Source organism: Streptomyces sp. YIM 98790 (genome assembly GCF_011421595.1).
GTDB lineage: Bacteria > Actinomycetota > Actinomycetes > Streptomycetales > Streptomycetaceae > Streptomyces.
Map to the genome: position 1 here is coordinate 1 of NZ_WTLH01000004.1, position 26,696 is coordinate 26,696.

Below are 26,696 nucleotides of genomic sequence, written 5' to 3' on the forward strand. Positions count from 1 at the left end.
GGGACCACCCCCGCAGGCGCGGGGAGCACAGGAGCCGACCAGCGTCTTTATTCCGCGGGGAGCCTGTTTTTACTCACTAGCAGAGATTCCGACATAAGGAGCGATCCTGGTATTACGGTCGAAAGGCTGAGCGGGTTCTTCGACTCTACCGGTCTCCGACGCATCGCTGTTGAGCCGCCTTGCTCCATCCCTGGCATGGGCGTTCGGGATATGCGTCTCCCCGGTGGGTCTTCCGGCGATGGGGAGCCAGGGGTGGTCGTGTGACGGCGGCCAGTAGATGCTGGCTCTTCAGCACTTTCCGTGAAGCCGGTGATCCTGGATGGCGTCCGGCGGTTGTGGATCATGATCCTGAGCTGCTGAAAGTCCTGTTTCCGAGCCTGTCGCAGGTGTTGGTCGAGCGGGTGGACCGAGTCGGTCGGACGGTGCGGATCGCGGCGAGATGTGTGGCGGCGACGGCCCGGTGCCCGGGGTGCGGCACCGCGTCGAGGCGGGTGCACAGCCGCTACGTCCGGCGGCCGGTCGAGATCGCCGTCGGCGGGCAGGAGACCGCGATCCACCTGGTGGTCCGTCGCTTCTTCTGCGACGAGGCCGCGTGCGAGAAGAAGACCTCCGCCGAGCAGGCCGACCAGCTCACCTTCCGCTACGGGAGGCGGACCGTCCAGCTGCAACGGATCGTCGAGCACGTCGCGTCAGCGCTGGGTGGACAGGCCGGACAGCGGCTCCCGGCACACCTGCCGGTCGCGGTGAGCGGGTCCACGCTGCTGCGGCAGATCCGGCGGCTGGCCCTTCCACCGGTCCCGGAAATCGAGGTGGTGGGCGTGGATGAGTTCGCCTTGCGCCGTGGCCGGCGCTTCGGCGCCGTCGTGCTGGACATGGCCTCCCACCGACCGGTGGACGTGCTGCCCGACCACACCTCCGACACCTTCGCCTCATGGCTGCGGAAGCATCCCCACGTCCGGCTTGTCTGCCGCGACCGCGGCAGCGCCTTCGCCGACGGCGCCAACCGCGCACTCCCCGGCATCCCTCAGATCGCGGACCGCCGGCACATCCTCGACAACCTGGCCACCGCCGTCGAGAAGGCCATACGCCGCCACCGCCCCTGCCTCACCCCGCCCACACCACGACCACCAGCCCCGTCGACCGAGCCGGTGGAGACCCGCGCGCAGCAGCACACCCGCGCACGGTGGCAGGAGATCCGCACCCTCTACCAGAAGGGGATCACGATCAACGCCATCAGCGGCCGCCTCGGCCTGGACCGCAAGACCATCCGCCGCTACGCCCACGCCACCAGCGCCGAAGAACTGATCCAGCCCCGCCGCTGCAGCGAGCTCACCGGCTTCAAGGCATACCTGGCCGCGCGGTGGGCCGAGGGCTGCAACAACGCGCAGGCCCTGCGCGAAGAGATCGGCGCCCGCGGCTACCAGGGCAGCCGCAAGAGCGTCCGCCGGTCCCTCAACTCCCTGGACAATCAGCAGGCCCGTCCGGCCGACCCACCTCCTCCGCCCGCCGTCGCCCATGTCGTGCGGTGGATCATCGGCCGCCCCGAGAACCAGAGCGAATCCGGTCACCAGCGGCTGAAAGACCTGTGCGAGCGGTGCGATGACATCGCCGCCACCCACCAGCTCGCCCGCGACTTCGCCACACTCCTCCGACAGCGAGAAGGCCACCGCCCCACCGCATGGCTCGCCCAGGCCGAACAGTCCGAGGTCAAGGAACTCCACGCCTTCGCAGGCGGCATTCGAAAGGGCCTCGCCGCTGTCACCGCCGGGCTCACCCAGCACTGGAACTCCGGCCCCCTGTCGAAGGGGCACGGGGGCAGTCTGCGGTATCAGACGGCGATGAGGCGGATGCGGTCGCCGCAGAGTCTGCGCATGTCGTCGATATCGGAGGTCAGCATGGCAACGGGACCGGGCTGGCGCAGTGCCGCCTCGGCGACGGTGGCGTCGATGGCGTATGTGTGACCGTGCAGCCCGGTGGNTCAGACGGCGATGAGGCGGATGCGGTCGCCGCAGAGTCTGCGCATGTCGTCGATATCGGAGGTCAGCATGGCAACGGGACCGGGCTGGCGCAGTGCCGCCTCGGCGACGGTGGCGTCGATGGCGTATGTGTGACCGTGCAGCCCGGTGGCTTTCAGTAGCTCCGCCGCCGCCTTCGCGGCCTGGTCGGTGACCGGTTCGATCTTCAGCCGGGACAGCGCCCAGTGCAGCCGGGGCATGTTCACCCGGCCGTGACTGGCCTCCACGATCGTGTTGGCGCTGATCACCAGGTCGGCACCCATCTCATGGAAAACCTGGAACAGCGCCAGCGTCTTGCGGTCCTGGACCACCCAGGCCGAGAGTCCCTGGGAGTCCAGCACGACCGTCTCGATCTGCTTCATGCCGCTTCCGGCTCCCCGGTGCCCTCCTCGTACCCGAAGATCCGTTCGTGTGCCTCCTGCTCATCACCGGGCAGCAAGTGCCTGCTCTCGTGCTTGACGATGACCGGCGTTGCCGTCTCCAGCTCCACCGGACCGTCGGCCACCGGGGCACTCGTCTCCAGCGCAAAGCCATTCATCCGCAGCCGCGCCGCTCCCCAGACGAGTTCCTTGCGAGTCGCCAGCCCGGCAACCAAGGCCGCGGACCAGGTCGGATGCGGGAACGGGGACGAGCTGGCCGCCGCGCAGGAGAAGACTCGCGTGCTGCTCGGCCCAGCGGGCGCCACGCGGCGTCCAGGACGAGCGGCAGCGCGTAGGCAAGGGTGAGGTGGTGCTGCCCGAAGGTCTCCGAGCACAGGGAAGAAGCAGAGGAGCTCAGCTTAACGCTTGCATTAATATGCTGGCCGTGGCTCAATGGGAAGTGGTCTCGTCGCGGAGGTCGCGGCATGGTTCGAGGAGCTTGCCGAGGGGGACTGGGAGAGCGCTGAGCAGGTAGAGGACGCTATCGATCTTCTCGCCGAGGTGGGGCCGACTCTGGGGCGGCCCTTGGTGGACCGGATCAAGGGTGCCGGGAACCATCACTTGAAGGAGTTGAGACCGGGCTCGTCCGGGAGCAGCGAGATCCGCATCCTGTTCGCGTTCGATCCGGTTCGCCGGGCGGTTCTGCTGGTGGCGGGTGACAAGGCCGGCAACTGGCGGGGATGGTACGAGGCCAATGTTCCGCTCGCGGAGAAGCGGTACCGGGAGCACGTAGCCGTTCTTGAGGACAGGGAGTACGAATGAGCACGGTGGGCTGGGAGGAGACGAAGCGCCGGGCGCGTGGGCGTCGTGCGGCTGCCGGGCTGCCGGTCCGGTCTTCGGAGGAGAAGCGTGCGGCGATGGACCGGCTGGTCGCTGAGGTGCGGGCGTACCGGCTCGCGGAGATCCGGCGTGAGCAGGCGTTGACTCAGCGTGCGGTTGCCGAGGCCATGGGGGTGTCGGCCCCGCGTGTGTCCGCGATCGAGCACGGTGACACCGATCGGACCGAACTGGCAACCCTCCGCTCGTATGTGGAGGCGCTCGGCGGGCGGCTGCGCGTGGTCGCGGACTTCGGCGATGCCGAGTTCACCGTCGCCTGACCGCCTGGCGCGGCTATGGCGCGGCGGGGCCCCGAGAACAGACCGGACAACACGAAGGCCCGGGTCGGAGGAACATCCCTGACCTGGGCCTTTTCGTGTGGAGCGGGCGACGAGAATCGAACTCGCGCTCTGAGCTTGGGAATCCCCGGCTCTCCAGCCCTCAGACCGCGCCTGACCTGCGTAAACGGCTACCCGGCGACGTCCGCGTGAAGCCCTGATCGCACCGCTGTTGACCGGTGCTGACCGCTCTGAAGGGCACGGATGGGGCACGGGCGCCTCGCGGCCGGATTCTGCGCCCGCAGGAGGCGGAACGTCCCGGCCATCTGCGGCCGGGGCAGGAGGCCCATTGCAGGTGCAAGCTTCCGCCGGAGCGGAGCCCTTGCAGGCGCAGTGGGTACGGGGGGGATCCCGCGACTAATCAAGCAGCAGATGTACGAGTTGATCGAGCTCTTCTGCCTCTGGATAGTCGGCAAGGACCGAACGGATGACCTGGCGCAGCTTGACGAAGCTCTTGGTTGTGTCGAGCGTCAGTTTGGCGATGCGCTCCGCCTGAACCGAGCCGATCTCAGCAAGGCGGGCGTGTGTCGCGTCGAGCGGATTGAACTCCGGGATGGGGAGCTGCCACACGGCCTTGTCGATGTGTCGCTCATCCTTGCCGTAGGACATGAGCGGGCGCACGAGTTCGGTCAGCGCCGGCGCGTTGAGGATGGCGCACAGATACATGCCCTCCTCGCGGGTTGCGACTGTTCCCCAGTACAGCACGTGATCGATGATCGCGTTCGGGTCGTCGACCAGCGCTGCTGAGACATGCATGCCGGACTTCCCGTAGACCACGCGCAGCGGTGCTCCGGGAAGCTGGCCCGAGAGCTTCCGGCGGAAGTCGAGTTGCTCCGCAAGGGTGAGGCGCTTACTGCTGCGGTGTTTGGTCCATTTTTCCTCCGCCGCACGCCACCAGGACGCGAGGTCGGGATACCGGTCGAGGTGCGGATGGTCGCCGTCCATAAGGGTGTCCTTGCCCTCGATGGGCAGCACCACCTTGCGGGGTGAGAGCAGACGGTGGGGAAGGACGTTCTCGCCGAGCAGCGCCGGTCGGATGAATTCCTTCTCCACGACCCCTTGCAGAGCGGGAAGATCTCTCCAGGGAGGTTTCTCCGTACTGCTCCGCATCGAGCGTACGGCGACGCGGCCTCCGCCCAGCCCCAGTGGCCCGGCCGGCCGCTCCTCGATGAAGAACAGCATCCGGGGCACGATGGAAGCGCCTTGCCAGAAGCGTTTGCGGTACGGCGAAGAGATCAGATCCTCGCCCACGTACTTGAGCTGCCGCTCTTCGCGCGTGACCCATTTCTGGACGTGCGACCAGTTGGCGTTCCTGCCCGGAATCTTTCCCGTCCACCGCTCGGTCGCCTTGGGCAGGGGGACGGGGGCTTTGGCTGTCTTGCCGATGAGCGCTTCCATGCGGCTGCCGAAGACGACGGCACTGCCGCGGGGGAAGAAGTGCGGCCGAAGACGGCGGAGGTCCCACGAGCCTGCGAAGGCGATCTGCACTCTCTCCTGCTGATCCGGGTAGTAGCCGGCACGGAAGCCGGACCAGTACGGACGGTCGAGCACGGAGTTGGGGACGACGAACGCGAACTGTCCTCCCACCCGCAGGTACTGCTGGACGGCTCGCGCGATGAACAGCCCGGACAGGTCCTGGTGCGTGGCCACCTCGTCGCCGCGCCAGAGCTTGCGCTCCTGCGACATGGTCTTGAAGAGTTCCTGCATGTCGCTGGGCATGTGCCGGTAGGACAGCCATGGCGGGTTGCCGATCAGGATGTCCACCCGGTTCTCTTCGCGCGACAGCCACATGGGGCGGGCCAGGTTGCGGACGTAATACGACCAGATGTGGTTCCGGTTGTCGTCCACGAGCTGGCACAGCAGCCGGAAGTTGCCGGTGAGTTCCTGCTGGTCATCCTGGGAGGAGATGGCCAGCTTGTTGAAGAGGGACGTCAGCGAGGGCTTGCTGCCGGGCTTCCTCTTCGTCGCCCGGTCCGCCAGTTCGTTGACGATGGTGTCAAACCGGCCGGCGTCTGCCAGGAAGTGTTCCGAGAAGCGCAGCTCATTCTCGAAGAGCTGGCCGCTTTCCTCCGTGCGGATCACCAGGTGGCCGTGGTCCAGCAGGTCCGTGCGCTGCTGCCACTGGACACTGTCCCCGAGATAGACGGGCACCCTTATCGGTCCGCGCTGGTCGGAGATCAGCCGGTCACGGCCGATGGCGAGCAGGTACGTCACGCGGGCGAGAGCCACAGCTACAGGGTGGAGGTCGATCCCCGCAACGTGGTCCGTGATCGCGACGAGGGTCTCACGCAGTGGTCGGCCCGCTTCTTCAGCGGCTTGCAGGTACCGCCGCACGGCATGGAAGAGGAAGGTTCCCGAGCCGCAGGACGGGTCCAGCACACGCTGGCCCAGCGGGTCCGTGACGGTGTCGGCGACCATCTTCTCCGCGAGCCAGTCCGGGGTGTAGTACTCGCCCTGCTTCTTTCGTGTCTCCGGGGCGATGACCGACTCGTACAGCACCTTCAGCACGTCGTGTTCGACCTTCGCCCAGTCGAAACGCGCGAGCCGGCGTGCGGCGGTCCGCACGAATGCCTCGCCGCCGGGTACCTCGATGACCCAGGAGAAGAAGTCCGACTCCACGACTCCGTAAATCTGGGCTTGCTCGAAGCGCTGGCCGAGTACGAGGGTGGCCGGCTGTATGTCGTTGACGTCGATGCCGAGAACGAGGTGGGCGATGATCTCGGCGCTGTTCACGAGAAGGGTGTGCTCGATGAACAGCTCGTCGCTGTCCTCGAACTGCGTACCCAGCGCGCTCTTCAGCAGGCGTGCCCACAGCTCCCGCTTGAGCTTCACCGTGGGCTGGTCCTTGTTCTCCACGTACAGCGCAGTGAGGGTGGCACGGTCGAGATTGTGGGAGACGCTTCCGGCTCCCAGACGGCTCTCGATCACATCGGGCGTCGGCCTGATCCCCTCGGCTGTGGCGAGAACGCCCTCCAGCCACCGCAGCAGTTCCGCCGGCGTTGTGCGCTGCTTCGCCTCAAAATGGCTGACCTCGACCAATACGTCACCGGCCGGGCTGTAGGCCCGCCAGTCGGCCCCGTCTGTCAGTATGCCGACGTACCGCTGACCGACTTGCTCCGTCCGGGTCCGCACATATCCGGTGAGCTGCTGGACGGCGTCCTTGAGGATGGTGGGGCTCCGCAGGTCCCTCTTCGTCTCGATCGCGGTGAAGCCGACTTCGATGTCGATGCGGCGGCCGTCCCCCACCGGGGCTTCAAGGTCGACGGTCAGGTCGTTCTCGTCGAGATTCAGGCCGCCCTCGAGCAGGAACTGGCGGACATCCGCCTGCAGCGTCGCCTCGGTTCGCATCGGCTTGCGATCGACAAGGCGGGCCAGGAGCTTCTCGAGGTTCGTCTGCGGGGTTGTCGTCATGGGCTATGGGCGCACCAAGCTGACCTGCCGGGCTCCGACCTGTCGGCGTACCTCCGGCACGCAGACGCAGGCTCTGCTCGAAGACGCCTCCTCCTTCCCACTGCCAAGACCGCGGACGTCTGGCGGGCGCGGTGCCGAAATCAGGACTGCGAACATTCTGCCGCAGCCCACTGCCGGCGAGAGCAGGTCGTGGCCCGGAAGAAAGATCAGTACGTCATACTGGCACGGCCGTGGGTGGCGCCACGCGGCGCGCCCGATGTTCCTGACCTGACGAGGCCATGGCAGAGCTGCAGAGCGAGAGCGGGGGAACACCAGCCACGCTGGTGATGCGTCTGGATCACGTCGAGTGGGATCCGCGCTCGGTGGACGAGATCGTCCAGGAGATAGATCGGGTGCGTCCCGTGTGGTTGCGGGTGGCGAACTTCTTCGGCCGCACCCTGGAGGTCCTGCGGCGTCTTAACGGGCCTCGGCCGGTGGTGTGGAAGCTGGAGTTCTGGGGGACGGACACGCCCTACGACCAGGTGCCGGCGTCGGCCGGGGTCGATCCGGCGGCCTACGCGGAGGAACTGTTCGGGCTGGGGCATCATGTCGTGCCCTACACCTTCAACGAGTGGGGCAGGGACCGGCTGTCGGCCCTGGTGCCGGGCCTGAAGCGCCGGCCCGTAGGGCTGTTGCCGATCGCGCAGAAGGAAGCGGTCGGTGGCGAAGGCCGCGACGCCCTGCGGCGTCGGCTCGGTATTCCGGACGAGGCGGTGCTGTACGGGTGTGGCGGTCTCCTCCACCCCGCGAAGGGGATCGAGGAGGTCGTCGGGCGCTTCCTGAACGGACTTCCCGGCGAGGAGGCCCACCTGCTGTGTGCTCTGGTCGTGGAGGACGAGGAGGACACCGAGGACGTGATCCGGCGGCGCTGGGAGGGGCGGTTCGGCCGCGCCGGCATGGACCGGGTACATCTGCGCACCGGCCTGTACGGGGACTGGGAGTGGATGTGTGCCTTCTACCGGGCGATCGACGTGATGCTGGTGAACTCCCTCAGCGACTCGTGGGGGCGCATGGTCTCCGAGCCGCTGGGATTCCATGTGCCGACGCTGGTCCGCCGTGCTGACTGCGGGACGAACCACATCGCGCCGGGGGCGGTCCTGGTCGATGACTTCGCCGGCCTGTCCGCCTCGGAGTTCGCCGCGGCGGTGCTGGAGGCCCGGACGCGGGCACCGCGGCTTGCCACGTACGTGGCTGAGCACTATGGCCTGCCGGTGGTCCGGCAGCGGTGGGTCGAGTTCCTGCGTGCCCGGACCCCGCCGGAGCGGCGGGCCGCGTTCGAGCAGGGGGCGAGTGACCCGGGAGCACTCGCGGCGCTGGACGATCTGGTTGTCCACTGAGGTCTCATCAGGGGAAGAGCAGGTCTTCCAGGGCGAGCCGTTCCGCGGTTCCCAGGATGTCGTCCTTGTAGGGGAACTGCCCGTAGCACAGTGAGTAGCGCAGCCCGCGGTCGGCGGCGTCCAGAAGGCTGTGCACGGCGGAGTAGATGCCGGGTCGCAGGGGGGCGTGGGATGGCTGCCAGGTCGCCATGAGGTCGAAGACCGTGCGGCTGGCCTCGTGCAGGCACACGACGGAGCGGCCGATCACCTCCCCCCGGTGGATGAACTCGCGCACGACGGCGCCGCTCGCGTCCAGGATGGCCAGCAGGGCGGCGCTTTCGTGGTCCGGTACGGGACGGCCGTAACGCCAGTGCGTGAAGGCCGACCAGTGGCGGAGGAAGTCGCCGTAATCCTGGTGTTCCTTGACTCCCGTGGCGGTGTGGCGGCGCAGCAACCGGCGGTGCCGGACGGCGACCGCGCCGCACGGCTCCACGGCGACCAGGTCGGATGCGGGAACGGGGACGAGCTGGCCGCCGCGCAGGAGGAGACTCGCGTGCTGCTCGGCCCAGCGGCGCCACTCTGCGTCCAGGGCGAGCGGCAGCGCGTAGGCAAGGGTGAGGTGGTGCTGCCTGAAGGTACGCAGGTCGGCGGACTCCACCAGCCACGGCCACCGTGCCGACAGCCCGAGCAGCAGCACGGCGTGCCCGGCTTCCGTGGGCCAGGGCCGCTCGCCGGCCATGGGCAGCAGCGGCGTGCCGGGCGGTGCCAGCTCGGCCAGCGCCGCAGCCAGTTCGTGGGCGTCGGACACCCGGGCCACGGGTTTCCCGGCTGCCGAGGTGACCGTTACATGGTTCCGGTCCGCGGCGACGGTGAGGGCGATCCGGCCGTCGCCGTCCAGGAGGCGCACGTTCATGCCGCCCTCCGCGCCGGGGACGACGGATGCCGGCGGTCGGCGCCGCCGGGGCTCGCGCGGACGGTCAGACCCGGTCGTACGCCCAGATCGTCGTCTTGGTGCCCAGTAGCCGGATGGGATAGCGGTCGCGCAGGTGCAGGGTGGCGGGGACGGCCGAGCGCGGGATGCTCGGAGCCAGCAGGATGACCCGTCCGCCGCGCTGCGTCACGCGGGACAGTTCGGTGAGGACGGTGTGGAGCCAGTCCTGCATGTTGCCCTGGACCTCGTACTGCTGGCCGAAGGGCAGGTTGGAGACGCAGGCCCCGACCGAGCCGTCGGCCAGGTCGAGGTCCCGGGCATCGGCGCGGCGGACCGGCGCCTCGGGGATGTTCTGCCGGGCGATCTCCACGGCCTCGGGGTCGATGTCCGAGCCTTCCGGTGTCCAGTCCGCGCCGGCCGCCTCCCGCAGGATGGTGCCGGAGCCGCAGCAGGGGTCGAGCAGTGTGCCGGAGGGCTCCCCGGCCAGGGTGACCATGGCGGCGGCCACGGTCGGCCGCAGGGCGCCGGACCGCTCCACCTCGCGCCCCTCGTGCTGGCGCATGCTGACGTCGGACAGCCGCAGCCCCGCCACCAGGCGGCCCTGCCGGTACTCGCTGATCCACACCTCGACCTGCGCCGGGTCGGCGAACTTCCACTTCGGCTTGTCGCTGCTGACCGCGTTGTGGACGTGGCGGCGCAGGTCGGTGCGCTTGAAGGAGCGCTCCTGCAGGACGCGGGCGATCACCCGGAACGTCATCGAGCCGGCCAGCGGCCGGACCTCGTCCGCCCACACCGACAGGGCACGCTGCACCCGCTCCGGCCGCCAGATCCGCCCGGCGATCCAGTGCGGCCGGTCGCCGCTGGAGCGCATCGTGCGCCCCACCTCGACGAAGATGTCCTCCACCGTGTGCACCGACCAGACCCGGTCCCGGGCGCCGCGTTCCACGTCGAAGAGGATGAAGTCCGAGCGGCCGTCGAAGCCGGAGTCGGTGACCTGGACCCCCTGGAGCGCGTTCAGCTCCCGGATGACGAGCGGGGCCAGGCCGGGGATGGCGGTGGCGAACATGCGGGTGATTCCGGGCCGGACGCGGTCCTCGGCCTCGGGCTTCTGCTGCCGCGAGCGGGGCGGCTGCGGCGGGCCGCCCTTGCCGCGCTCCTGGCGCACGGACGTACCCCCACCCTGCCTGCGGGGCTGGCCACCGGACGTCGGCCGGGCGCGGCGGGCGGGAGACTTGCCGGGGTGAGGCGGAGGAGTACGCACTCAGCCAGGGTAGAGGTATCCGCGCGGTGCCTCGCCCGCGTGCCCTCCGACCAGCGGATTCGGCAGCCGGCGCGGGAAGGAGCACGGGGTGGGCGGGTTCTGGGAGGAAGGCGGCGGGCCGGTACTGGCGGTTTCCCCGCATCTGGACGATGCCGCGCTGTCGGCGGGGGCGACGCTTGCCCGGCTTGCGGCCGACCGGCCTGTGACGGTTCTCACCCTCTTCGCCGGCGACCCCGGGCCCGAGCTGTCCGCCGTGGCCGGGCGCCACCACGCACGCTGCGGGCTGGACGGTGACGCGGTCTCGGCCCGGCGGGCCGAGGACGCCGGGGCGATGGCGGTGCTCGGCGCGCAACCCGTCCATGGTGACGTGCCCGACGCGGTGTACCGGCGCCGGCCCGGTGGAGGGTGGGTGTGCGAGGAGGACGGCGACATGTTCTCCGTGCCGCCGGACGATCCCGGTCTGGACCGGCGGCTGGCGGAGCTGGTGCTCGGCGCGGCCGAGGCGACGGGCGCCACGCTGGTGCTGGGCCCGGTGGGCACCGGCGGCCATGTGGATCATGTCCTGACGCGCAGGGCGGTTCTGCGGGCGGCTGCGGCCCGCGGGCTGCCGGTGCTGTGCTGGCAGGACGAGCCCTACGCCTCCTGGTCCAAGCCGGACATGGACGGCCCGGCGCTGCGGGTGCCGTTCACCCCGGAGACCCTGGCGGCCAAGCTCGGCGCTGTGGCCTGCTACCGCTCCCAGCTCGGCATGCTGTGGCCGGGCGGCCAGGACTGGCGGGCCGCCGTGTCGCGGGCGGGCGCCGGAGGACCGCCGGGTGAAGTCTTCTGCCGTCCTCACGCCGCCAGCTCCTCGACCAGGTGACGGAATGCCGCGGTCATGCGCGGCAGGCCGTAGTGGCTCCCGATGTACGGGCGCCCCCGGTGGCGGCACTGCTCGGGGCCGTGGCGCATCGCTTCGCGCGCCGTGGGGACGAGCTCCGCCGGGTCGGCGCCCGGCGGGACCAGGTACAGCCCATGGCCGGGCGGAAGCATGTCGGCGAGGAAGCCGGACGGAGTGGCTGCCACGGGTGTGCCGCAGGCGACGGACTCGGCGGCGACCAGGCCGAAGCCCTCGGCGGCATCACCCAGGCAGAGGGTCAGGTCGGCCCGGTGGTAGACCGCCGGCATCCGCTGGTGCGGCTGCCAGGGCATGATCCGCAGGCGGACGGCGTGGGCTTCGGCTTCGCGGCGGAGCTGCGCGGTGAAGCCGGCCGCGCCGAATCCGTCCGGCTGGGCGAAGCACATCAGGGTTGCCGGCGTACCGCCGGCCTCCATCGCTCGTGCCAGGCCGAGAGCCCGGCGGAAGCCCTTGTCCCAGCCGGGGCGGCCGGCCACCAGCAGCCGCACCTCCCCGGGGTCACGGGCCTGGCCGGCGGGCCGTGGGGTGAAATGCGTCAGGTCGATCCCGTTGGCCACGACCGAGACGTTCGCGGCCTGCGGCGCGTGCTCGCGGACCTGGCGGGCCACGAACGGGGAGGGGACCACCAGCCGGTCCCACGCCCGGTGACGGAGCACGTCGAGGGTGTGCGGGTAGCCGACTCCGCCCAGGCACGCGATGCGGGGCGCGTCGGCGGGGAGGTCCAAGGTGCGTTCCACGGTGACGATCACGTCCGCTTCCTGGAGGCTGCGGAGCGCCGGACCGGTGAGGCGCGGGCTGATGTGGCCGCGCTCGCGCACGTGCGCGTCCAGCGGGAATGCGGCGATCACGCGGGCGGGGAAGCCGGGCTCCGCCCCGGAACCGGCGGGCCGCGCGTCGGCCGGGAATCCGTGCAGGACGGTCACGTCGGCCGACGAGGCGAGGGCGCGTACCAGGTGCACGGCGACCACCTCGGCACCGCCGAGCATGCGGGCCGGGTCGAAGGGCGGCACCTGGAGGACGCAGATCTTCAGGTCTTCCGGTCGTCGTCGGTTCACCGGGCCGGCTCCGGCTCGTCGGAGAAGTTCGCGGCCAGCTCGGGGCGGTACCGCAGGTCGAACAGGTCTGCGTAGTAGCCCTCGCGGTAGCGGTTGGTGCACAGGTCGCCCTGGGGGAACTCCTGCTTGGAGAAGCTGCCTGCCGTGTCGCGGTAGCCGTAGAGGGCTTCGGGCAGCTTGTGGAACCGGCCGGCCAGGAGCTGGTGCAGCATGAAGTCGATGTCCTCGCCATTGGTGGTCTCGTCGAACGGGTGCGCTTCCCAGAGCTCCCGGCGGATGGCGAGGAGCTGGTTGAAGAAGGTGGGGTGGCCGACGCTGTCGGGGTCGGTGCGGTAGATCCAGCGGGGCGGCCGGTAGGTGAGGGACTGCGGCCACGGCTCCGGCCGGCCGTCCGCGGTGATCCGGGTCATGCCCGTGGAGACGATGTCCGCCTCCGCGTGCCGCACGGTGTGGACCAGCCTGGCGAGGGCGTCGGGGTGCAGGAGGTCGTCTCCGTCGAGGTAGGCGATCCACGGGGTGCGGGCGGCGGCGAAGCCGGCATTGCGCACCCGTCCGGCGGTTCCGCCTTCCACTTCGAGGACGCGTGCTTCCCGGCACCGGACGTGGGGCAGCAGGCCGTCGTACAGGGCGGTGACGCCGGGGGAGCCGGTGGTGTCGGTGCAGCACACCAGGTCGAAGCCGGTGCTGGTCTGCGCCGCTACCGAGGTCATCGCCTCGGTGAGGTAGCGGGTGTGGTGCGCGGTGACCACCACGGTCAGCAGCGGGGCGGGCGAGGCCGTCACAGCAGCCGGTCCAGGTGGGCGGCGAACAGGGCGCCTGCGTCCGGAAGTGATTCGGGCAGCGGGAGGCGGAGAGCCGGTCCGTCCTCGGGGCGGTCCAGATAGCCGAGGAGGGCCTTGCGGATGGTCTCGCCGGCGGGGTCGGTGATCCGGACGGTGTCGGCGATCCGGGCGGCGACGTGGGCGACTCCCGCGGATTCCGGCAGGCCGGCGATGTGCTCGGCGGCTTCCGCCTGCCAGGGCCAGGCGGCCACGTGCGGGTATCCGGTGCCCAGCAGGTTTCGGATCTGCAGCACCATGCTCATGCTGAAGCCCGGCTGCCACAGGGGCGTGAGCCGGCTGTGGGCACACTCGTAGAGGGACGTCAGCCCGGGGCTGGCGATCAGGTGCTGCACGGTGCGGGCGGTGCGGGCGTAGGCGGCACGGTCCATGGCGGGGCGGACGCGGACCGCCGGATGGGTCCGCCACGGATCGGGAACGAGCCCGGCCAGGTCGGCCCGGCCGCCGGCGATGACGATCCGGGCCGCCGCGTCGCGTTCGGTCAGTACCGGCAGGGCGGCGCCGAGGAACCAGCGGACGTAGGCAGCCACGAGGTTCTCCCCGCCGGGCAGGTGCATGCCGCCGAATCCGATCAGCACCGAGCCGTCGCGGGCCGACGGGCCGGTCGGACCCCACAGGCTCGGGTCGACGATCGGGCGCACGTATTCCCGCCGGTCCCCGGGGGTCGGCCGGTGGTCGCCGAAGTACGCCTGCGCCAGGTGGAACTCGGCTCCCTCCAGTCCGTCCGGCAGGCCGCGCCACATCCAGTCGAGCGTGTCGACGATGCCGACCCGGTAGCCGTGGCGGATGGCCCAGACCGCGAACTCCGGGTTGGTGCCGGATATCACGAGGGAGCCAGGCGGGGCGATGTCCAGGAAGGCCGGCCAGTGCGCCGGGGCGAAGGTGTCCAGTTCGTGGCGGGCGGCGCCCGGGAGTTCGGAATGCACGAACCGCGCGGCTCCGCCCCTGGAGACCACGTGCCACGCCACGTCGCGGGGAACCGCCCGCGCCAGGGTCAGCATGGTGGCGGCCGGACCGTACCCGAAGCCGGGGAACTCCAGGTAGACCGGCTGCCGCTCAGACGGTGTAGATGTCAAAGCACTGTCCTGTGTGGTCGAAGGTGAAGCCGGCGTCGGTGAGCTGTGCCCGCCACCACTCCCGCGGCCGGGTGATGCGGCGCAGGGGATCGGGTACCTCCTGCTCCTCGCCCTCGTAGTAGCTGGAGAACAGCAGGAACCGGCGTGCCGCCCGCCGCAGGCGGGCCAGGACGCCGGGCAGTTCGTCCTCCTCCAGGTAGAGCAGGACACCCAGGGCGAAGACCGCTTCGGCCCGGCGCGGTATGCCGCGGCGGATGTCGGCCCGGTGGCAGGGCAGCCCGGTGGCGAAGGAGAGGGCGTAGTCGCTCACGTCGTAGCCGACGGCGTCGATACCGGCGGCCAGCAGTTCCGCGACGAGGAAACCCTTGGCGCAGCCCAGGTCGACAGCGGATCTCACCTTGCGGTGCTCGCAGAACTCGCGGGCCGCCTGCCAGGGCAGGTAGCCGCCGTCGCCGTTGTCCTCCCGGTGGTAGCCGCGATAGCCCAAGCCGTGCGGGTCGTCGAAGTATTCGTAGCCGAATCCGGCGCTGTCCTCAGCCCGCACCGCTCACCGCCCTGCGGCGCCACATCGTGCCGACGGTGGCTCCGCTGATCCCGGCCTCCAGGAGCTCTCCGTGCCGGCCGAAGGCCGGGAGCAGTGTCCAGTGGTTCTCGGGGTAGTGCATGTCCTTGCCGTCCCAGGGACGCGGGTCGTGCGGGAAGAAGTTGACCGCGACGTAGTCGGCCGCGCCGAACAGGCGGCCGGCGAAGGCGGCGGGGTCGGGGATGTGCTCGATGACATCCACGGCGTACACCAGGTCGAGACGCCGGCCGCCGAGGTGATCGAGCGGGAAGGTCACGTCTTTGGTGCCCATGTCCTGCTGCAGCCGCCAGGCCGCGTAATCCAGGCTCGGGCACGGCATGTCGTAGAGGGAGACCTGGTAGCCGGCGCGCATCAGCGCCTGGGCGTCCAGCCCGACGCCGCATCCGACGTCGCCCAGCGTCCGCAGCCCGTGGGCGTCGGCGAAGCGGGTGACCATCCGGAAGAAGTCGTCCTTGTAGGGGCTGAAGTGGAAGTGGGTGAGCTCGTAGAGGTAGCCGTTGCTGGAACGGTAGAACTCCTCGGGCCCGTAGCGGGCGAACTCCTTCTCGACGAAGGTGCAGCATGCCTCGAAGTCGGTGAGGCCGCTGCGGAAGTCCTCGCCGAGGTAGGCGGCGAGCCGCTGCCACGCCGGGCCGATGTCTCCGTAGGCCCGAAGCGGCTGCCGTCCGGTGGCGGTTGTCATGACAGGTCTTCCTCTCCGCGCATCAGCGTGCAGCCCGTGCACAGGGCGGCGGGCCGGAAGCGGTAGCGGTCCGGGTCGGTGAGGTAGTCGTCCACAGTGCCTTGCACGCCACTGCCTTCCACATCGATGCAGCAGAGGTTGACCCGGCCGTCCCAGAGCACGACGGCGGCGTTCTGCCGCTCGAACAGGCATGGCCCCGGGCCTACGGACGGGTGTGAGGTGCCGGAGGCCGCGCGGCTGGTCACCTGGCCGGCCCAGGTGTGCAGGGTGTCGCGGGTGGGCCGGAAGGTGTCCCGCAGTTCGATCGGGAGGCCGCTGTCCGCGATCAGCCGGCGCACCCGCCGCGTCTCGCCCCTGGTGTGCTCCGAGACGTACAGGAAGCGCAGTCCGGCGTCCGCCAGCGCGGACAACCGGTCCTCGGTCAGCAGGACACCGTTGGTGAAGAAGCTGGCCGTCACACCCCGTTCCGTGCAGTGGCGCACGAAATCCGTCACCTCCGGGTGCAGCAGGGGCTCTCCGAAGTTGTGCAGGTACGCGGTCCGCTGTCCGCACCGGATCAGCAGGTCCACGGACCTCTCGAAGGTCTCCCGGTCCATGAGCCCCTGGGAACGTCGCTGTACGGGATGCGGGCAGTAGGAGCAGGTGAGGTTGCACCGGTTGGAGATCTCTATCTGGTAGATCTTCACCTCATACCCCGGTACTGGCCCGCACGTGGGGGTGCTCCCGCTCGGCTGTGCACCGCGTTTCCTCCTCAACTGCACCGGCTTCCGGCCCGGTCCGCACGGGGCACGAAGACCCGGGGGAAACCGGCGCCACCGTCGTCGGCCACCGGACCGTGTCAGTCTGTGGTTACTCGTGTCCACGGTGCAACGGGATTGGATCGGACAAGACCGGACGAAGATCGGCAATTGCCCGAGAGCCATCTCCACTGTCCGGCCGCGGCTCCCCAGCCGTAGCCGTCCGGCGCGTCCTCGGCCGCCGTGTGCATCTCGGCCCACAGGTGCCGTCCGCGCAGGATGAGGGCGGGACAGCGGCTGCTGCGGCGGGTCAGCAGCGGGAGCGCGAGAACGCGGCGGGCGGAGAGCACCAGGCGGGTGCCGGAGCCGGCCAGTTCCAGCTCGTACTCTCCGCCGGCGTCGAGTGTCCTGGTGAGTGTGCGTGGTGCCTGCCGGTCCTGTAACCAGGTGCGCAGACCGCTGTCGATGCTGCGCGGAAGCGCCTGGCTGACACCGGCCGCCGCGCGCCGCAGGTGCTTGTACGCGTCCCGCGCGTTCGGCAGCACGTCCCAGTCGAGCAGCTGGCCCTGCTCGGCGCCGTCGACAGCGACGTACGAGGTGCACCGGTAGAGCACTGACGGACGGGCCGCGGCCGGTGGCCGCGGCCGGGGTATGGAGCCGGTCACCCTGTGGTCCCCTCTCTCAGGCAGCCGCGGTGGCGTGGCGGAGCCTGAACCAGATCTGTTTTCCGTACAGCAGCGGCTCGACGGCCATCTGGTCGACCAGGCCGGACAGCAGGTAGAGCCCTCTGCCGCTTTCCGCCTCGTCGTCGGGCCTGTCCAGAGTCGGCAGGCGTTCGTCGAAGTCGGTGACCGAGACGAGGATGCCGTCGTGCATCTCCCGGATCAGGAGTTCGCAGTCGCCGGGCGTGTGGCGGTGGACGTTGGCGAGCAGTTCGCTGACGCCCAGCTCCGCCAGGTCGCACAGAGTGAGCTGGCCCCACATCTCCAGGTGGGCCCGGACGATCCTGCGGACCGGGCCTATGTCCTCGGCGCGGATGGCCGGCAGCGCGATCCGGCACTGTCGTACGACCTCGACCAGCAGGACGGACATGGGCACCTCCAGAAGACACAGGCAGATGCGCGCGGCGGCCTCGGCGTTCCGCCCTGCCGGAACCGCCTTTGTGCCGCGGCACCGTCGATGGTCCGCTAGCTATCCTTGGGGCAAGTAGCGTATAGGAAAGTCTTTCCTCCGCGCTATCTGTCTCAACGTTCGGGGTGGCCCGGACGCTAGGCTTTCCCCGCGAAGGGAGGAGGTGACCATGCCTGTCGAGCCCACCCCGCGCCGTCGGCGGCTGGGAGCCGAACTGCGGCGCATCCGTGAGGATCTGGGCTGGACCCAGGAGGAAGCGGCTCGCCGTCTCGGCTACCGGTCCCTCTCCACGGTCAGCAAGATCGAGAACGGTGTGCAGGCGCTCAAGTTCCAGCAGCTCTCGCACTTCTTCGAGGTCTTCGGCATCACCGACCCCGCGCTGCAAGAGATGCTGCGGGACCTGGTGCGCAAGGCGGCCGAACCGGACTGGTGGCAGCGCTACGGCGGCATGGTCGCCGACCCGCTCGGCGACTACCTCTCCCAGGTCGAGGGCGCCGCCGGCCTGTTCGTCTTCAACCCGATCGCGGTCCACGGACTGCTGCAGACACCCGAGTACGCCCGCGCGGTGACCGAGGGCAGCAGGGCGTGGAAGGCTCCGGAAGACATCGACCGCTGGGTCGAACTCCGCCTGGAACACCAGCGGAACATGCTGGAACGCCGCCCACCGCTGAAGATCTGGGCGGTCCTCACCGAAGGGCTGCTGCGGCAGGAGGTCGGCGGCCGGGCGGTCGCCCGCGCCCAGGTCGAGCACCTCGCCCACCTGGCCCGCACCAGCCCCAACATCACCCTTCAGGTCCTGCCGTTCCGGGCCGGCGCCCATGCCGGAATGGACGGGCCGTTTATGTGTATGTCGTTTCCGACCGGACGTGACATCGTGTGTATCGAATCCATGCGCGCACTGCTGCACATGAACGAGCCCGAAACGGTGGAGGCGTACCGCACCACCAGCGATCTGCTGAAGTCGGACGCCCTGTCGCCGAAGGCTTCGCTGTCGCTCCTGAACACCATCGCCAAGGACCTGTCGTGAACAAGAACGCCCTCGACCCGGCCTGGATCGCCGACCAGCTCACCGGCGCCACCTGGCAGACCGCCAGCAGCGGCGGCCAGACCTGCGTCCAGGTCGCCTTCCTCGACCAGGGGATCGTTGCCCTGCGCGACTCCAAGAACCCCGACCAGCCCCCGCACCTGTTCACCGATGCCGAATACGACGCCTTCGTCGCCGGCATCCAGCGCGGCGAACTGCGCCGCCCCTGACCGACTTTCCGGGCGGCCGGCGCCGACACCCCGGCCGTCTGTCCACTCAGCCCGTGCCCATGGCCCGGGACCGCAGCCGGAAATCCTGTCATGGGCCGGTGGCTCACCCCCTGCCCCGCATCGGCCGCCCTGGAGGATGCAAGACGTGTCCCAGCACACCGCAGACGAGCAACCGGCTGTTGCCGCCGCCGTCACCGTTCACGAGGGACGGGTCCTGATGGTGCGGCGGCGGGTCAGCGAGGGCCTGCTCTCCTGGCAGTTCCCGGCCGGGAAGGTGGAGCCCGGCGAGACGCGGGAGGACGCGGCTGTGCGGGAAACCAGGGAGGAGACCGGTCTGGACGTCTCCGCGGTCAAGCTGCTCGGCGAACGCGTCCACCCGGCAACCGGCAGGCGCATCTCCTACACCGTCTGCGAAGTGATCAGTGGGACCGCTCACGTCGCCGATCCCCAGGAAGTCGCCGAGATCGCATGGGTGTGCCTCGCCGACATCCCACAGTACGTTCCCTATGGCCTGTACGGCCCGGTGCAGCACCATCTCGACGCCACCCTCGCCGGCTGACAGGTACGCGCTTCGACGCGGCCCCGTCCGGGTGGCGCTGGGGCGTTGCTGTGCCCGCCGCTGAAGGCGGGCACAGCGTTGTTCAGCGCGCGGGCCTTCGGGCTCCTTGTGGTGATTGCGGGGCGGGCTGGGCGAGGGCGGTGGCTGGTGTCGCGCTGTTGCGGTTGTGGATGCTGCGTGCGTGGGCGGCGAGGGCGCGTGCGCTGGGTGCTGGCCGGTGGGCGAGGCGGTGGATGCGCCAGATGAGGACGTGGGCGGGTGAGCGGACGTCGTCGAGGCTCCTGAGACGGACGATGCGATTGAGCAGCTCGCCGGGTGTGTGCCCAGCGTTCTCCGCTTGGGCCAGGGCGGCTTGCAGGGCCGGCCATGCGGGGTCGGTCAGGATCTGTTCTGCGTGCTCGGGGAGGGCCTGGCGGAGGTGGTGGATGTAGCGGCGGGCCGCGTCCTGCGGCGGCCGGTGTTGGGCGAGTGCGGCGATGGGCGCGGCGGCTGCGCGGGTGTAGGCGGTGTGGAGGTGGGTGAGGGCTTGGCGTGCCGCGGCTTCCTGTTGCCGGTGGTGGCGGATGTGGTGCCAGTGGCGTGCGGCGATGACGGCGAGGAGTGCGGCGTCGAGGAACATGGCCAGCGCGCTGTCGTCGGCTGGTGCGGGGGTGCGCAGGATGGTCTTGACGGCGGTGCGCAGGGCGCGGGCCTGGTGGTGTTCGGCGCGGATGCGGGAGCGGGTGGCGCGCTCGAACGCGGTGGCGGCGTGTTGGAGTTCGGTGGCGATGGTTGGCGGGGTGAGGGCGGGCAGGGAGTCGAGGGCTTCGCCGAGGGCGGCCAGGTGTGCCTGGGCTGCTGCGTCGTCGCCTGTGTGGGTGAGGAGGTGGGGAATGCGGTCGGTGGCGGCGGTGGCCTGGTGCCAGGGGTTGGGCCGGTGACGCTTCGGTGTGGCGGCGGGTGCGGCTGTGGCTGCTGCGGGTGCGGTGGTGTCGGTGGCGGCCAGGCGTTCGCGGATGCGGGGCAGGGAGAGGTCGGGGGCGAGGGTGGAGCCGGCGAAGGTGACCGGCTGCCCCTTGGCGTTGACATCGCCGGGGAGGGCGACGGTGTAGCCCAGGAGGTCTCCGGAGGGCGCGACGCGGGTGGTGACGAGGACGCCCATGCGGTCCAGGACGGCGAAGAACTCCGCCTCGTTTGCCGCTGCGGTCACGGCCTGGCGTACCCGGGTGCGCAGCACCTCGCGTGAGGTGCGGGTCTGGCCCTGGCGGTGGGCTTTGAAGTGTTCCTTGCTGGTGGGGCGTTTGGCTGCGGTGCCGTCGCCGGGGTTGAGGCGGCGCAGGCCGTAGTCGGTTTCGATCTGGCGGCAGGTGGCCTGGGCCTGCTTGTAGTCGTAGGTGCGGCGGGCGATGCGGCCGTCCTGCCGCACGAGGGTGGCGGCGATGTAGATGTGGTCGTCGGCGTGGCGGATGGCGACCCAGCGGCAGGCTTCAAGATCGCCTTCGGGGGCGATGCCGGTGGCGGCCACCACCCGTCGGGCGATGTCGGCCCATTCCTCGTCGGTGAGGGTGCGGTCCTGGGGGGCGGCGCGCAGGGAGCAGTGCCACACGGTGGTGGCGGGCGCGAGGTCGCCGCGCAGCGCGAGGGGCTGGTCGAGCTGGCGCGCGAGCTGGGCGATGGTGTGGTGGGAGCCGGCGCGCGGGTCGGGGGCGAAGCCGTTCCAGGAGGCGATCATGTGCTGGTCGGTGTGCTCGTTGTGCTTGCCGGGGCCGTAGAGGTAGGCGATCAGGCGCCGGGTGCCGCTCTTGCCAGTGGTGATCTTCGGTATCACGCCGCGTCCCGTCCCCGCACCACGTGCCCGACGGCCTCATCGACACCGGCTATGGCCGCCTCCACCAGGGCGATGAGGTGCTGGAAGGCGGCCAGGGCGGGTTTGTCGCCGTCGGAGTTGAGGTGGCGGGCGATCTGGTTGACGTTGTTGCCGATCGCGGCGAGCTGCCGGTTGCTGGCCATCAGCTCCCGCACGGTGCGCCGGTGGTGTGCCACGGCCGCCTCGGGGTTGTCGCTGCGGGCGGCGGCCAGGGACGCTGCGGCGACGAACCCGCCGGCGGGCATGCCCGAGCGCCGTGCCGCAGCGAGGATCTCCTGCTTCTCCTGCGGGCTGTAGCGCGGGCAGATCCGGTCCCCGCGCAGCCTCGGCTGGCGCAGCCGACGCCGCGCCGGCCGGGACGAAGCGGCGGACGCACCGTGGCCCGCGCCTTCCTCGGTCGGCACCCCCGGGCCGGCCGTTCCCGGTGCCGCCCCGGCACCGGGGCTGTCCTCCGCCACTCCCGGGGCGGAGAAGCCATAAGGATTCCTTATGGCACAACTTGCTGCGCGGTCGGTGGGATCAGGGCCGTTGACCTGCGGGATGTGCTGGTGAGGAGGTGTGCTGGGCATGAAGTCTCGCATTTCGATGGGGCGGTGGGTGATGAGCGCCGAGGTCCGGCGTGTCTGGGCGGTGCACGGGCTTTGTTGGCGGTCCGCGTCTGGTCCGCAGAGTTTTCGTGCGCCGGTTGGCGTGTCGGCGTTGATCGTGGACCGGCCGGGCGGTGTGGTCCGCGATCGGCTATTGGTTCAGGCAGCGGGCGGACCGGCTCGCAGAGCGTGGGAAGCCGGTCGGAGCAGAGCTTCAGTTGGTTCGGCCCGCGACTGGTCCGGGGCGGTGACCTGGAGGGATTTCCGGTCAGCCGTCCCGGACCGGTGGGTGGTCAGGGGGTGTGGGTGGTCCGCAGGGCGGTCATGACCTGGGTGAGTCGGTCTTCGCTGATGCGGTGTCCGGCGGTGCGGATGGCCTGGCGGACCGTGGCGCGGGTGGGGGGTTCGTGCGCTGTGGTCAGTGGGCGGACCAGGCGGACCAGTTCGTCCAGGGGCGCGGTGGGTGGCCGGCCCACGCGTCGCCGCACCTTCTCGTGGTCCGGCCGAGCCGGTCCCTCGCTTTGCCGTTTCGGGTGGTGGTCCGTGGTCTGGTCCGCATGGTCCGCTTCCTCGTGCGGGTGGTCCGGGGCTGGGCCGGAGGCCACTGCGGTGTGGGGAGCGAGGAGCGTGTGGACGGTGTGCTGGTGCGGCCCGGTCTGGGGTTGGTGGCCGTGGCGGGTGATGAGGATGTGGAGGTGGACGGCGCCGGCGAGGGCGAGTGGGGCGAGGGTGGACAGGGTGCCGACGGTGAGGTCGTCGAGGTGGAGGGCTGTGGGTGGGGTGTGCTGGTTGAGGCGGACGGCGTGCAGGGCGTTGGACCAGATACTTGCGGCCGTCGCTGCGGTGAAGAGGGTCCAGACGTAGAGGCGGGCGTGGAAGGTGGCGGTGCGCATCACGAGCAGGGCGCGTACGCCGTAGGCGATGAAGCCGTCGATGACCAGGGGGAAGAGGTAGGTCAGCGGGCCGCGGATGTGGATGGCGACGGCCATCTGCTGGAGGGCGTCGTAGGACAGGGCGCATCCGGCGGCGCCGAGGGCGGTGATGGCGGCGCGGTCCCAGCCGGTGGCACGGTGCCCTGCCGGAGACGTGGCGGGCAGGGTGGTGGGGTGCACGGGTGGTGGCTCCATGTGCGTGGGGTTCCGGGTGCGGGGGTGGCCCCGGGGGTGGTGTGGTCTCGTCCCACTCGTCCCGCCGCTGTTCAGGGCAGGTACGGGTGGGGTGGTGATGTCGGGTCGACTCGTCCCGGTCCGGTGACCCGTCCCCGCGCTGACCTGCGCGGGGACGGGTGGGACGGGTGGAGGCCGGTCAGGCCCCGACCCTGGCCCCGGCCCCGGACGCTTCGGCGCTGGCCGCGCCCGTGACCGCCACGGGAGCGGATCCCGCTGCGGCGGGTGGTGGGCAGTAGCGGGTCCAGGCGTCGAGGAACTGGGTGCGGGCGAAGCCCTTGGCCTGGGTGCCGCCGGGGAAGCGGCGGTTGGCCGAGGAGATGCCGTAGTCGCGCAGCAGCAGCTGGAGCCCGCGGGAGGTCAGGCCGTGGGGGCCGTATTCGGCCCAGGGGGCTTCCGGGTCGGTCTTGAGGAGTTCCAGCAGTCGGGTGGTGCGGATCAGGGCGGGGTCGCCCTCGGCGGTGAAGGCGCGGCGGATGTCGGCCAGGATGCGGACCTTGGTGCCGGCGTCTTCGTCCTTGTCGGCTTCCTGGGCGGTCATCACCCGGCAGGCGGTGCGGGCGCGCTGCGGCCAGGTGCCGCCGGCGAGGTCGGCGACCGTGATGAGCGGTTCCCAGGTGTCGGCGGCGCGGTCCTCCACCGGCATCTTCGGCCGCAGCCTCATGGCGCGCCGGTGCAGGGGGCGCAGCCAGGCGGTGAGGTGTTTGCGTGCGGTGTGCAGCAGGGGGGCGTCGGTGGCGAAGCGGAAGGACTCCACACTCTCGCCCTGGGCGCGGCGGCGCATGCGGATGACGATGGAGCGGTCCATGATCGTGTCGGGCAGGTCGCCGATCCCGGCCAGTGCCGCCATGGCGAAGGTGGCGAACTTCACCGGGGTGTGCTCGTTGCCGACGACCCGCAGGGCGGGGCGGTTGCGCTGGTGTCCGGCGTTGAGCAGGCCGCGCAGTTCCTCGTTGCGCTCGGCCGCACGCGGGGAGCCGAAGAGGGTGTCGACCTCGTCCACCAGGAGGGTGGGCGGGTTCTTGGCGTCGATGGAGCGGAAGATGGCCGCGGGGCTGGCGTTGACGGTGATCAGCGGGTCGTGCACCGTCTCGATCAGCACTTCCAGCAGGCGGGACTTCCCGCACCGCTTGAGCGGGCCGACCACCGCCAGCCGCGGCGCGTGCTGCCACGCCGGCTGCAGGTGGGTGGCGGCCACCCACAGCGTCACTGCCGACAGCGCCTCGGGGCTGGGCAGCACCACATACCGCCGCACCAGCGCGGCCAGGTCGTCCAGCACCCGCTCTCCCTTGTCGGGGGTGGGTCCGGTGGTGGGTATGTCGGTGTGGGATGGCGTGGCGGGTGCCGCGTCGTCCATACTGGGCATTGAGCTCCTCTGCGTGCGGGCCGTATGGGGCGGCAACCCCGGGTCCGCAGGTCGATCGCTAGGGATGGCGGTTGAGAGTCTGGGCTTGGACCCCTCGGCTGTGCGGCCGGGGGGTTTCTTCATGCCCGCGCCCGCCGACGGCCGTGGGAGGTGGTGCGGCGGGACTACTACTCTATCCCATCTCTGCCTGTTGCAGAAGCATTTTGCGCATCGCAGAACGGATGCTAGCCTTGTACTACCGTCCGCAGAGGGCCACTGCCCCAGGAAGGAGGCGATCGTGATGGAGGACGACACCGACCCGCCGGGCGTGCTGCTCAGCGGGGAGGAGAACGTCGCGGTACGCATCAAGCTCGAACGCGAGGCCCGCGGCTGGAGCACCAACGCCCTGTCCGACCGGCTCAATGAGGCCGGCTACGAGATGAACCCCTCCGCCGTCTGGCGCATCGAGAACCGCAAACGCCGCATCAACCTCGACGAAGCCATCGGCTTCGCCGAAGTCTTCGGCATCGACCTGCGCAACCTCGTCGGTCCGCCCCAGCTCGCCGCCAAGGCCCGCGCCATGGAACTCATCGACACCGTCATCGACGCCTTCCACCAGACCCAGCGCGCCAACGCCACCCTCACCCGCGCCCGCGACGCACTCGACGCCTACCTCACCCAACACCCCGATATCCGCGACGAAGCCGAAGCCATGGTCACCAACGCCATCGCCGAAGCCGCCACCAGACACCTGCACGACACCTACGGTCCGCAGGCCGACGAAGACGGCAACGCCCAGTCCCCCTCGGCGTAGCCGCGGCCGTACTTCACTCAACCGCCATCCCTGGTGATCGACCGGCAGGCCGGCATTGCCGTGCCGCACGCCTGCCAGAGAGGAACCACCCCTTTGCCCCGATCGGCTATACCCGCCGCCCGGTCCCTGCCCGCTCCCACTGCCGGGGAGCTGAGCTCGCATGATGACCGGCTGCTGACCGTGGACGAGGCGGCCGAACGCCTGGGCACGGGCGTGCGCTTCGTACGGCGCCTGATCCAGGAGCGCCGTATCCGCTACGTCAAGCTCGGCAAACCCGTCCGTATCCCCGAAAGCGCCCTGGCCTCCTACATCGCGCACCGCACGGTGCCCGCTGCCCACGAAGCACGGGACGCCCGCTACGGGAGGGCCGCCTGATGGCCGCCCGAAAGCCGCAGCGGCGGCGCGAGTTCGGCACCGTGCGCCAACTTCCCTCCGGCCGGTGGCAGGCGAGGTACTGGGCGCCCGACGGCAGCCGGCGCAGGGCCCCGGAGACCTTCGCCACCAAGACCGACGCCCAGACCTGGCTCACCCTGACCAAGGCCGATATCGAACGCAATCACTGGGTCGACCCGGACGCGGGCGCGGTCAACTTCGAGAAGTACGCCCTGCGCTGGGTGGATGAGCGCGGCCTGGCCGCCACCACCGACGAGCTGTACCGCAGACTCCTGCGCCTGCACATCCTGCCCGCCTTCGGCACGGCGAACCTCGACGAGATCACCCCGGCCGCGGTACGGACCTGGCGCGCCGAACGCCTGACGGCCACCGGCGCGACCACCGTCGCCAAGTCCTACCGCCTGCTGAAGGCGATCATGGAGACCGCGACGGACGATGAGCTCATCCGCCGCAACCCCTGCCGGATCAGGGGCGCCGGGATCGAAAAGGCCCGGGAACGCTCCACGGCCACGGTCGAGCAGGTCGACGCTCTGGCCGAGGCGATGGGGCCGCGCTGGCGGCTGATGGTGTACTTCGCCGCCTACGGCCCCATGCGGCCGGAGGAGCAGGCCGCCCTCCGCCGACCCGATGTCACCCTCGAACCGCTCTCCGTGCGCATCCGCGAAGCCGCTCCCGAACTGACCACCGGCCGCCGGGTCGAAGGCGACACCAAGTCCGAAGCCGGTACCCGCACCGTCCATCTGCCCGCCTTCCTCCACAAGGAGGTCAAGCGGCACCTGGACTGGTTCGCCGAGAAGGAACCGAACGGCCTGGTCTTCGTCGGCGAGCGCGGCAAGCCGTTCCGCCGCTCGACTTTCGGACGCAAGTGGCGCAGGGCCCGCGCAGCCGTCGGGCTGCCGGGCGACTTCCGCTTCTACGATCTGCGCCACACCGGCCATACTCTGTCCACCCAGTCCGGCGCCACCTTGAAGGACACCATGGTCCGCGCCGGCCAGTCCTCTGAGAAAGCCGCCCTCATCTACCAGCACTCCGACGACCTGCGCCAGCAGGAAGTCGCCGCCGCCCTCGACGCCAGGGTGCGCCTGGAGCGGCAACAGGCCGCTGAGCGGAGTGATGCCACGGACGGTTGAACGGGGAGAGGTGCGGCGGGCGGGCTTTCCGCTCGCCGCACCGTCGCCGGACGGT

General features: G+C 70.4%; 27 protein-coding genes and 2 pseudogenes. 11 read left to right on the forward strand and 18 right to left on the reverse strand.

Annotated features, from left to right (window positions below):
* Nucleotides 1-422: 422 nt before the first annotated feature.
* Nucleotides 423-1,787 (forward strand): annotated as a pseudogene (locus GQS09_RS28490) (ISL3 family transposase); the annotation flags it as partial.
* Between the two features lie 41 nt (nt 1,788-1,828).
* Here the strand turns inward: GQS09_RS28490 and GQS09_RS28940 are convergent.
* From GQS09_RS28940 to GQS09_RS01165, 3 genes and pseudogenes are all read right to left on the reverse strand, one after another.
* Nucleotides 1,829-1,977, reverse strand: a pseudogene (locus GQS09_RS28940) (DNA-binding protein); the annotation flags it as partial.
* 1 nt (nt 1,978) lies between these two features.
* A complete protein-coding gene (locus tag GQS09_RS01160; RefSeq protein ID WP_165984051.1) occupies nt 1,979-2,377 on the reverse strand; it encodes a DNA-binding protein in 399 nt (132 codons plus the stop codon).
* Nucleotides 2,374-2,553 carry a hypothetical protein gene (locus GQS09_RS01165; RefSeq protein WP_165984052.1) on the reverse strand — a complete coding sequence of 60 codons (180 nt, stop codon included), beginning with the start codon at nt 2,551-2,553 and terminating at the stop codon, nt 2,374-2,376. The genes GQS09_RS01160 and GQS09_RS01165 overlap by 4 nt, the downstream gene beginning before the upstream one ends.
* Nucleotides 2,554-2,827: 274 nt before the next feature.
* Between GQS09_RS01165 and GQS09_RS01170 the strand changes: the two genes are divergently transcribed.
* Nucleotides 2,828-3,196: a type II toxin-antitoxin system RelE/ParE family toxin gene (locus tag GQS09_RS01170; protein WP_165984053.1), complete on the forward strand. Its 369-nt coding sequence runs from the start codon at nt 2,828-2,830 to the stop codon at nt 3,194-3,196.
* Nucleotides 3,193-3,531, forward strand: coding sequence for an XRE family transcriptional regulator (locus GQS09_RS01175; protein WP_165984054.1), 339 nt, complete (start codon nt 3,193-3,195; stop codon nt 3,529-3,531). Before GQS09_RS01170 ends, GQS09_RS01175 begins: the two co-directional genes overlap by 4 nt.
* A 414-nt stretch (nt 3,532-3,945) precedes the next feature.
* On the opposite strand, the gene GQS09_RS01180 is transcribed toward GQS09_RS01175, so the two are convergent.
* Entirely contained in the window at nt 3,946-6,999 is a 3,054-nt protein-coding gene (locus tag GQS09_RS01180) for an N-6 DNA methylase (RefSeq protein ID WP_165984055.1), read from the reverse strand.
* Nucleotides 7,000-7,277: 278 nt separating this feature from the next.
* Here GQS09_RS01180 and GQS09_RS01185 point away from each other — a divergent pair, with 278 nt between their 5' ends.
* Nucleotides 7,278-8,375: a glycosyltransferase family 4 protein gene (locus GQS09_RS01185; RefSeq protein WP_165984056.1), complete on the forward strand. Its 1,098-nt coding sequence runs from the start codon at nt 7,278-7,280 to the stop codon at nt 8,373-8,375.
* A 7-nt stretch (nt 8,376-8,382) separates the two neighbouring features.
* On the opposite strand, the gene GQS09_RS01190 is transcribed toward GQS09_RS01185, so the two are convergent.
* Nucleotides 8,383-9,267, reverse strand: coding sequence for a hypothetical protein (locus GQS09_RS01190; protein ID WP_165984057.1), 885 nt, complete (start codon nt 9,265-9,267; stop codon nt 8,383-8,385).
* 64 nt (nt 9,268-9,331) lie between these two features.
* A complete protein-coding gene (locus tag GQS09_RS30540) occupies nt 9,332-10,450 on the reverse strand; it encodes a methyltransferase domain-containing protein (RefSeq protein WP_165984058.1) in 1,119 nt (372 codons plus the stop codon).
* A 184-nt stretch (nt 10,451-10,634) separates the two neighbouring features.
* Between GQS09_RS30540 and GQS09_RS01200 the strand changes: the two genes are divergently transcribed.
* Nucleotides 10,635-11,408, forward strand: coding sequence for a PIG-L deacetylase family protein (locus GQS09_RS01200; RefSeq protein WP_165984059.1), 774 nt, complete (start codon nt 10,635-10,637; stop codon nt 11,406-11,408).
* Here the strand turns inward: GQS09_RS01200 and GQS09_RS30545 are convergent.
* The 8 genes from GQS09_RS30545 to GQS09_RS01240 form a co-directional block, all read right to left on the reverse strand.
* Complete coding sequence (locus GQS09_RS30545) at nt 11,381-12,499, reverse strand: glycosyltransferase family 4 protein (RefSeq protein WP_165984060.1); 1,119 nt, start codon at nt 12,497-12,499, stop codon at nt 11,381-11,383. The genes GQS09_RS01200 and GQS09_RS30545 overlap by 28 nt on opposite strands.
* Complete coding sequence (locus GQS09_RS01210) at nt 12,496-13,281, reverse strand: glycosyltransferase (protein WP_165984061.1); 786 nt, start codon at nt 13,279-13,281, stop codon at nt 12,496-12,498. The genes GQS09_RS30545 and GQS09_RS01210 overlap by 4 nt, the downstream gene beginning before the upstream one ends.
* On the reverse strand, nt 13,278-14,414 hold the full coding sequence (locus tag GQS09_RS01215) for a hypothetical protein (RefSeq protein ID WP_165984062.1): 1,137 nt from the start codon (nt 14,412-14,414) through the stop codon (nt 13,278-13,280). Before GQS09_RS01215 ends, GQS09_RS01210 begins: the two co-directional genes overlap by 4 nt.
* Nucleotides 14,395-14,958 carry a class I SAM-dependent methyltransferase gene (locus GQS09_RS01220; protein WP_165984063.1) on the reverse strand — a complete coding sequence of 188 codons (564 nt, stop codon included), beginning with the start codon at nt 14,956-14,958 and terminating at the stop codon, nt 14,395-14,397. Before GQS09_RS01220 ends, GQS09_RS01215 begins: the two co-directional genes overlap by 20 nt.
* Entirely contained in the window at nt 14,948-15,679 is a 732-nt protein-coding gene (locus GQS09_RS01225) for a bifunctional 2-polyprenyl-6-hydroxyphenol methylase/3-demethylubiquinol 3-O-methyltransferase UbiG (RefSeq protein ID WP_165984064.1), read from the reverse strand. The genes GQS09_RS01220 and GQS09_RS01225 overlap by 11 nt, the downstream gene beginning before the upstream one ends.
* The gene (locus GQS09_RS01230; protein WP_165984065.1) at nt 15,676-16,365 is read right to left on the reverse strand and encodes a radical SAM protein; all 690 of its coding nucleotides are present in this window, start codon (nt 16,363-16,365) and stop codon (nt 15,676-15,678) included. The genes GQS09_RS01225 and GQS09_RS01230 overlap by 4 nt, the downstream gene beginning before the upstream one ends.
* 152 nt (nt 16,366-16,517) lie before the next feature.
* Nucleotides 16,518-17,030: a hypothetical protein gene (locus GQS09_RS01235; protein ID WP_165984066.1), complete on the reverse strand. Its 513-nt coding sequence runs from the start codon at nt 17,028-17,030 to the stop codon at nt 16,518-16,520.
* Between the two features lie 67 nt (nt 17,031-17,097).
* Entirely contained in the window at nt 17,098-17,508 is a 411-nt protein-coding gene (locus GQS09_RS01240; RefSeq protein WP_165984067.1) for an ATP-binding protein, read from the reverse strand.
* A 208-nt stretch (nt 17,509-17,716) separates the two neighbouring features.
* Between GQS09_RS01240 and GQS09_RS01245 the strand changes: the two genes are divergently transcribed.
* From GQS09_RS01245 to GQS09_RS01255, 3 genes are all read left to right on the forward strand, one after another.
* On the forward strand, nt 17,717-18,574 hold the full coding sequence (locus GQS09_RS01245; protein WP_165984068.1) for a helix-turn-helix transcriptional regulator: 858 nt from the start codon (nt 17,717-17,719) through the stop codon (nt 18,572-18,574).
* A complete protein-coding gene (locus GQS09_RS28955; protein WP_245834553.1) occupies nt 18,571-18,801 on the forward strand; it encodes a DUF397 domain-containing protein in 231 nt (76 codons plus the stop codon). Before GQS09_RS01245 ends, GQS09_RS28955 begins: the two co-directional genes overlap by 4 nt.
* Nucleotides 18,802-18,946: 145 nt before the next feature.
* Entirely contained in the window at nt 18,947-19,360 is a 414-nt protein-coding gene (locus GQS09_RS01255; RefSeq protein WP_313895940.1) for an NUDIX hydrolase, read from the forward strand.
* Between the two features lie 82 nt (nt 19,361-19,442).
* Here the strand turns inward: GQS09_RS01255 and GQS09_RS01260 are convergent, their stop codons facing one another.
* From GQS09_RS01260 to GQS09_RS01275, 4 genes are all read right to left on the reverse strand, one after another.
* Nucleotides 19,443-21,167 (reverse strand): relaxase/mobilization nuclease domain-containing protein, encoded by a 1,725-nt coding sequence (locus GQS09_RS01260; protein WP_165984070.1) that lies wholly within the window; start codon nt 21,165-21,167, stop codon nt 19,443-19,445.
* Nucleotides 21,164-21,775, reverse strand: a complete 612-nt coding sequence (locus GQS09_RS01265) for a MobC family plasmid mobilization relaxosome protein (RefSeq protein ID WP_165984071.1) — start codon at nt 21,773-21,775, stop codon at nt 21,164-21,166. Before GQS09_RS01265 ends, GQS09_RS01260 begins: the two co-directional genes overlap by 4 nt.
* 311 nt (nt 21,776-22,086) lie before the next feature.
* Nucleotides 22,087-22,920 carry a DUF2637 domain-containing protein gene (locus GQS09_RS01270; protein WP_165984072.1) on the reverse strand — a complete coding sequence of 278 codons (834 nt, stop codon included), beginning with the start codon at nt 22,918-22,920 and terminating at the stop codon, nt 22,087-22,089.
* 178 nt (nt 22,921-23,098) lie between these two features.
* Complete coding sequence (locus GQS09_RS01275) at nt 23,099-24,316, reverse strand: DUF3631 domain-containing protein (RefSeq protein WP_243761024.1); 1,218 nt, start codon at nt 24,314-24,316, stop codon at nt 23,099-23,101.
* 289 nt (nt 24,317-24,605) lie between these two features.
* Between GQS09_RS01275 and GQS09_RS01280 the strand changes: the two genes are divergently transcribed.
* The 3 genes from GQS09_RS01280 (at nt 24,606) to GQS09_RS01290 (ending at nt 26,641) form a co-directional block, all read left to right on the forward strand.
* Nucleotides 24,606-25,118 carry a helix-turn-helix domain-containing protein gene (locus tag GQS09_RS01280; protein ID WP_165984120.1) on the forward strand — a complete coding sequence of 171 codons (513 nt, stop codon included), beginning with the start codon at nt 24,606-24,608 and terminating at the stop codon, nt 25,116-25,118.
* 150 nt (nt 25,119-25,268) lie between these two features.
* A complete protein-coding gene (locus GQS09_RS01285; RefSeq protein WP_165984121.1) occupies nt 25,269-25,493 on the forward strand; it encodes a helix-turn-helix domain-containing protein in 225 nt (74 codons plus the stop codon).
* Nucleotides 25,493-26,641 (forward strand): site-specific integrase, encoded by a 1,149-nt coding sequence (locus GQS09_RS01290; protein ID WP_165984074.1) that lies wholly within the window; start codon nt 25,493-25,495, stop codon nt 26,639-26,641. Before GQS09_RS01285 ends, GQS09_RS01290 begins: the two co-directional genes overlap by 1 nt.
* The last annotated feature ends 55 nt before the right edge of the window (nt 26,642-26,696 follow it).

Coding starts and splice junctions, on each gene's coding strand:
- GQS09_RS01175 (WP_165984054.1), top strand. CDS start 3,193: ATGAGCACGGTGGGCTGGGAGGAGACGAAGCGCCGGGCGCGTGGGCGT.
- GQS09_RS01245 (WP_165984068.1), top strand. CDS start 17,717: ATGCCTGTCGAGCCCACCCCGCGCCGTCGGCGGCTGGGAGCCGAACTG.
- GQS09_RS01180 (WP_165984055.1), bottom strand. CDS start 6,999: ATGACGACAACCCCGCAGACGAACCTCGAGAAGCTCCTGGCCCGCCTT.
- GQS09_RS01280 (WP_165984120.1), top strand. CDS start 24,606: ATGGAGGACGACACCGACCCGCCGGGCGTGCTGCTCAGCGGGGAGGAG.
- GQS09_RS01240 (WP_165984067.1), bottom strand. CDS start 17,508: ATGTCCGTCCTGCTGGTCGAGGTCGTACGACAGTGCCGGATCGCGCTG.
- GQS09_RS01190 (WP_165984057.1), bottom strand. CDS start 9,267: ATGAACGTGCGCCTCCTGGACGGCGACGGCCGGATCGCCCTCACCGTC.
- GQS09_RS01290 (WP_165984074.1), top strand. CDS start 25,493: ATGGCCGCCCGAAAGCCGCAGCGGCGGCGCGAGTTCGGCACCGTGCGC.
- GQS09_RS01170 (WP_165984053.1), top strand. CDS start 2,828: ATGGGAAGTGGTCTCGTCGCGGAGGTCGCGGCATGGTTCGAGGAGCTT.
- GQS09_RS01265 (WP_165984071.1), bottom strand. CDS start 21,775: ATGCCCAGCACACCTCCTCACCAGCACATCCCGCAGGTCAACGGCCCT.
- GQS09_RS01165 (WP_165984052.1), bottom strand. CDS start 2,553: ATGAATGGCTTTGCGCTGGAGACGAGTGCCCCGGTGGCCGACGGTCCG.
- GQS09_RS01275 (WP_243761024.1), bottom strand. CDS start 24,316: ATGGACGACGCGGCACCCGCCACGCCATCCCACACCGACATACCCACC.
- GQS09_RS01160 (WP_165984051.1), bottom strand. CDS start 2,377: ATGAAGCAGATCGAGACGGTCGTGCTGGACTCCCAGGGACTCTCGGCC.
- GQS09_RS01225 (WP_165984064.1), bottom strand. CDS start 15,679: ATGACAACCGCCACCGGACGGCAGCCGCTTCGGGCCTACGGAGACATC.
- GQS09_RS01270 (WP_165984072.1), bottom strand. CDS start 22,920: ATGGAGCCACCACCCGTGCACCCCACCACCCTGCCCGCCACGTCTCCG.
- GQS09_RS01185 (WP_165984056.1), top strand. CDS start 7,278: ATGGCAGAGCTGCAGAGCGAGAGCGGGGGAACACCAGCCACGCTGGTG.